The following is a 6,262-nucleotide window of genomic DNA, read 5'->3' on the forward strand; positions in this document are numbered from 1 at the left end:
GTGCTCTTCTCTTCCGGAGCGGGAGTGAGGGGCAATCTGGGTCAGGCAGACTATGCTGCCGCCAATGCCTTCCTGGATGGGTATGCGAGATACCGCAGCGGTCTGGCAGAGTCCGGAGAACGGCAGGGGCAGACCGTATCCATTAACTGGCCGTTGTGGCAAGAGGGCGGAATGCGCGTCGACGGGGAGACAGAGAAGATGATGCAGCAAACCACGGGCATGAAAGCGATGGAGACTTCTACAGGCATCCGGGCATTGTATCAGGCGATGGCCTCCGGCAGGGAGCAGGTGCTGGTGGCGGAAGGAGATATATCCCGTTTAAAACGTTCGATAAGACTCAATTCAGCTCAACATCAGGTAACGAGATCGATAGAAAGAGGCATATCAGAAGAATCGCTAGAATCAGAAACTGTTGCTTTCATCAAACAAACTGTAGGGAATGCAATAAAAATTTCTCCAGAAAAAATTGATGTGAAAACTTCATTTGATCAATATGGCGTTGATTCCATCTTACAAATCAATGTGATTAGAGAGTTGGAGAAAGTAACGGGAGAGCTTCCTAAAACCCTGCTCTTTGAGCATAGCAATACTCAGGAATTGGCAAATTATCTGGTTGCAAACCATTCCGATAGGTTACTAGCGTTTTTTCATTCAGAAAACCAGGGAGTTTCCAAAGAGCAGGTTTTTGATCATCCGGATTTGCCCAAGCGAATCAGCGCACTCCATAGCCGAAAGCCACGTGTATTGAAAGTGCAGGAGTCCGTTAAGCTTCCAAATGTCCAAGAGTCGGAAGACATCGCGGTGATCGGCATAAGTGGTCGCTATCCCATGTCAAAGACATTGGAGGAACTTTGGGAACATTTAAGGAATGGAAGAAACTGTATTTCCGAAGCGCCAAAGAATCGCTGGAATTCTTCCCTGGCCCATGTCTTGTCCGAAGGAGGAAGGCAGGATCATCTAGAGAGGTATTACGGTGGATTTCTAGATGACATTGACCGATTTGATCATCAATTATTTGGCATTGCTCCTGAACAGGTATGGGAACTGTCTCCTGAATTGCGACTGTTTCTGGAGATTGTGTGGGAGACATTTGAAGATGCCGGCTACAACAAACATGCATTACAGGAGTACCAAGCCAAATACGGACTGGGGATTGGGGTATTTGTCGGAACGATGTACAGTCAGTATCCGTGGAGTATTCCTTCATTGGAACAAGCTGTATTAAGTTCAAATGCAACAGACTGGCAGATTGCTAATCGGACTTCTCATTTCTTTAACTTGACTGGTCCCAGTATTGCCATTAATTCCGCGTGTTCCAGTTCGCTGACCGCGATTCATTTAGCGTGTGAAAGTTTAAAACAAAAAAGTTGCTCCATGGCCATTGCCGGGGGAGTAAATCTAACCTTGGATCCTTCCAAATATAAAGTCTTGGATCGGGCAAAGTTTTTAGGAAGTGGCAATAAAAGCAAAAGTTTTGGAGCAGGTGATGGATACATTCCGGGAGAAGGAGTGGGGGCAGTACTATTAAAACCTCTTTCTCTGGCAAAAAAAGATGGTGACCGGATCGATGCGGTGATCAAGAGCAGTTTTATCAATCATAGTGGTGGCCGACAAATGTACAGTGCTCCAGATCCGAAACAACAGGCCAAGTTAGTGTTGGAGTCAATCCGGCGATCCGGCATTGATCCTTTGACAATCAGCTATGTGGAGTCCGCAGCCAATGGCTCAGAACTGGGGGATCCAATTGAAATCATTGCACTAACGAACGCATTTCGAACCTTTACAGACCGAAAACAATACTGTGCTTTGGGCTCTGTAAAATCAAATATAGGTCATCTGGAAGCGGCCTCTGGCATTTCTCAGTTGACGAAGGTTATTTTACAGTTCCAGCATAAAACACTCGTACCTACGATCAATGCAGATCCCATCAATCCAAACTTGAAACTGGAAAATACCCCCTTCTATTTGCAGCGAGAAACGATACCGTGGGATCAGCCGAAGCATCCCAAGACAGGAAAAAGTGAGCCGCGAAGAAGTATGATTAATTCCTTTGGGGCTGGAGGGGCTTATGCTAACGTAATTATCGAAGAATTTACAGAAAATCATGCTGGCAATGAGTCAGTCAAACCATTTCCTGAGGAATTTATTTTTGTTTTTTCGGCGAAAACAAAGTGGAGTCTAAACAAATATCTTGAGAAAATGAGGAAGTTTTTAGAGAAAAATTCTCTTTTAGATATCGGGGATGTTGCCTATTCCTTGCAAAGAATCAACCATCAATTGGAACAAAGAGTAGCGATTGTGGCCAAGTCTAACCGTGATTTGATCCAAAAATTGGACCTGGTTCTGGAATCGAGGGAAGGATTGGAGAATCACGGTATTTATGTTTCCTATGAACCTGGTTGGAAAGTTCATGCGTTTGACTCGTCAATGATTCAGGAGTCTTTGGAAAAAGGAGACATCCGAAAACTGGCCCAGTATTGGGTAATGGGGGAGACCATTGATTTTGGATTCCTGTTTAAGGAAAGAGTTGCTCCACCAATCCGTCTACCCCATTATGCGTTTGAGCATCGTTCCAGCTTTTCCTTCCAAAAGGATTATTCGGGGCTACAAGAGGAAAGTGATGAATTCTATCAGACTCTTTTTGAAAAAGTGATTTCAGGCGAACTGACAGAAGAGCAATTTAAACAGCTGATCATGATGGGAAAGAAGGAGGAAAAATGGATATTCAACTGAGTTCTTTATACAACCAGATAAAAGAACGCAGGATCAGTAAAGAAGATGCGATTAACCAAATGAAAAAGTTAAAAGCTCAGTCTAACAAGAGAGACACTTCTACATCAGGCATGGTGAATGGATATCATATTGTTCCCGAGGTATATGAGTATGGGGAGCCTTTTTTGAGAGATCACACTGTTTTTGGTGAACAGGTACTTGTCGGAGTAACCCATGGAAGTCTGGCGATAAACACTTTTTTCAAAATGTTTCCGGAAGAAAAAAATGTGCGTCTTCACAGGCTTCATTTTGTCAAGCCGATCGAAGTAAAAAAAGATGAGCGAGTCGAAGTTCTGGTTGAACCTGTCTTAAAGAATTTTGAAGTTGATTTTCTGGTAAAGTATCGGCATCACCATTCAGAAAACTGGAATATAACCGCAACAGGCACTTTACAAAAGGCGGTCTTTGAGCGCAAAGAGCTAGACGTAGAAAGCATAAAAAATACCATGGAAAAAATAGACTGCTTGGATGCCATCTATTCAAGCAATCCAGCCGTTTCATTTGGAGAGAGCTACAAGACAATCTCTCACATGTACAAGGGAACAGATCAGATACTTGCAAGATTTAACATAACGCAAAGCTTGCAGGAAGCAAAACATGAATATATCTTGCATCCACACCTGATGAACAGCGCTTTTCTGGCCGCTACCCTTTTTATTGGGCGTGGCGTAATGGGGAATGGCTTTTTACCCTTTGGTATAAAAGATATTTCTTTTCAGCGAACCGCTACATTGGAGCATGGTTGGCTGCTGATCTCACTGATTAAAAATACGGATGAAATTCTCCTTTTTGATGCAGAATTGATCAATGATGAAGCGCAGCTTGTGGCTCGTTTTTCTGGATGCTCAATGTTACGGATCCGGTCAACGAGCCACTCTGCGGAATCAGCAAATCCATTGACCGAGCAATTGGAAGCAAAAGATCGCAGAGAGATGAAAAATGGATCTGATCTGTTGGGGAGAATCCAAAACTATTTAACTAACAAGCTGAGCGGGAACCGGTCTGACCAGACAAGACCGGTTACTATCGAGAGTAATTTGATGGACATGGGGATGGAGTCTTCTGAGTTGGTTGCAATGGCAGAAGAGATAGAGAAAGAGACATCGATTCCATTGTCACCCACCTTATTTTTTGAGTATCCCAACATCAAGGAACTATCAGAGTTTTTCTGCATGGAGTACGGAGATACATTCTCGAAACTGCTGGGAACTTCGGAGGAGGAGCATGTCGATGGGGAAGTTGTCCAGGATGCTTTAGTATCCATCCATGCTGAAGCAAGAGCAGCTTCCCCATCACCATCGTTGCCTTTTGACGAAGCTGGCAAAGATGATATTGCGATCATCGGAATGCATGGTGTATTTGCAGATGCTCCGGATTTATTCCACTTTTGGAATTATATAAGGGACAAAAAAGATGTCGTGAAAGAAATTCCCCTGGATCATTGGGATTATCGCCCGTGGTATGATCCCAACCCGGAAGCAGTCGATAAAACTTACTGTAAATGGGGAAGTTTTATCGACCATGTGGACAAATTTGATGCGGAATTTTTCAATATTTCTCCCCGGGAAGCGGAATGGATGGACCCCCAAATCCGTTTGCTGCTCCAGAGCATCTATTCTGCTGGAGAGGATGCCGGATATATTAACCAGATAAGAGGAACGAATACAGGGGTATTTGTCGGTGTCTGTTCCCATGATTATATGGACCGGATTGCTGAAATGAATCTTCCCGTAGATCCATATGTTGGAACAGGTAATGCGCAAAGTGTAATTGCCAACCGCATTTCTTTTTATTTTAACTTGAAAGGCCCTAGTATGACGATGGATACGGCCTGCTCTTCTTCGCTGTTTGCCCTGCACGCTGCCTGTAACGCATTACGCAATAAGGAGTGTGAAATGGCTTTTGTCGGGGGGGCGAATCTTCTGTTGTCTTCCTGGCATTACCGCTATTTCAGCAGCATTGGTGCATTATCTCCAACGGGAAAATGTCATACGTTTGATGAAGCCGCAGATGGATATGTTCCGGGGGAATGTGTAGCAAGCCTTTTGTTAAAGCCTCTACAGCAGGCGAAAAGGGATGGAGATCGTATTCACGCGATTATCAAAGGTTCTGCGGCCTTGCATGGGGGATATACTCCTTCCCTGACTGCTCCAAGCGTCTCCGGAGAAGAGAATGTCATTGTCAAGGCATGGGAAAACGCCGGAATCAATCCCGAAACGATAAGTTACATAGAAGCACACGGCACAGGTACAAAATTAGGCGATCCCATCGAAATTAATAGCTTGATCAAAGCGTTTCGACGTTTTACCAACAAGGAGCATTTTTGTGCCGTCGGTTCCGTCAAGGCCAATATCGGCCATACGGAAGGGGCTGCAGGATTGGCGGGAATTTTGAAAGTGATTCTTCAGATGAAGCATCGGAAAATCCCGGCAATGCCCAATTTTACAAAGCTGAATCCTTACATTTCCCTTGATAAAACGGCACTCTACCTGAATCAGGAGCTTGAAGAATGGAAAAGTATGCCGGGAGTTCCCAGGAGAGCGGGAGTAAGTTCTTTTGGTTTTTCAGGGGCTTTTGCCCACGTGGTACTGGAAGAGTATTTGCCTGAAGATCAGGAGCTCCCAACGATTTCCGTAACAAAGGAAAATCCTGTGATCATTGTCCTGTCCGCCAAAAATGAAGAACGCCTTGTCGAGCAGGTACAGCGATTGTTGACTGCGGTTTCGGAGAACCAATTCATGGACAACAACGTCAGCCTGGCAGAAATAGCCTACACGCTCCAAGTGGGTCGCGAACCCATGGAAGAACGACTGGGAATGATCGTTGGGTCTATGGAGGAACTGAAGGATAAACTGCAGCGTTTTCTGGAAGGCAAGGAGAACATAGAGAATTTGTATCGAGGGCGAATAACCCGTCAAAACGAGACACTCGCCTTTTTTGAGGATGAAGATATGACACAAACCATCGATGCCTGGATCGCCAAACGGAAATATGCAAAACTCCTCGAGCTTTGGGTAAAGGGATTTCTTTTTGATTGGAACAGGTTATATGGGGAGATCAAACCCCGCCGTATCAGTTTACCTGGGTATCCGTTTGCCAAGAAACGTTACTGGATTCCCGAGAGTGGGCCGATCTCTTCGTACAGTCGTAAAGCGGTTACCTCTGGGATGGAAGCTTTCCTTCATCCGTTGCTTCATATAAATACTTCTGATTTCACTGGACAGCGATTTACATCTACGTTTACGGGACGGGAGTTTTTTCTGACTGATCATATGGTAAAGGGAGAAAGAATTCTTCCAGGAGTAGCCTACCTGGAGATGGCCCGGGCAGCAGTAGAACAGGCGTTGAAGGGCTTCGGACCGGGTCAAACCGGTTTGTTGCTCAAGAATGTCGTCTGGATTCGACCTATCGTTGTGGGAGAAGATCCGATTCAGGTTCACATAGGTCTTACCCCCAGAGAGAACGGGGAGATAGAGTATCAGGTCTACTC

General features: G+C 44.9%; 2 protein-coding genes. Both read left to right on the plus strand.

Translation table 11 applies throughout. The annotated features are described in order from the left end of the window. Positions 1–2,733, plus strand: a 2,733-nt coding sequence (locus tag BMZ78_RS17995; protein WP_139203367.1) for a beta-ketoacyl synthase N-terminal-like domain-containing protein, incomplete at its 5' end; no start/stop codon positions are given. After that, positions 2,718–6,262 (plus strand): beta-ketoacyl synthase N-terminal-like domain-containing protein (locus BMZ78_RS18000; RefSeq protein WP_175482563.1); only part of this gene is annotated, 3,545 nt, incomplete at its 3' end. The genes BMZ78_RS17995 and BMZ78_RS18000, both read left to right, overlap by 16 nt.

The sequence above is a fragment of the Thermoflavimicrobium dichotomicum genome, assembly GCF_900114055.1.
Taxonomy (GTDB): Bacteria; Bacillota; Bacilli; order Thermoactinomycetales; family Thermoactinomycetaceae; genus Thermoflavimicrobium; species Thermoflavimicrobium dichotomicum.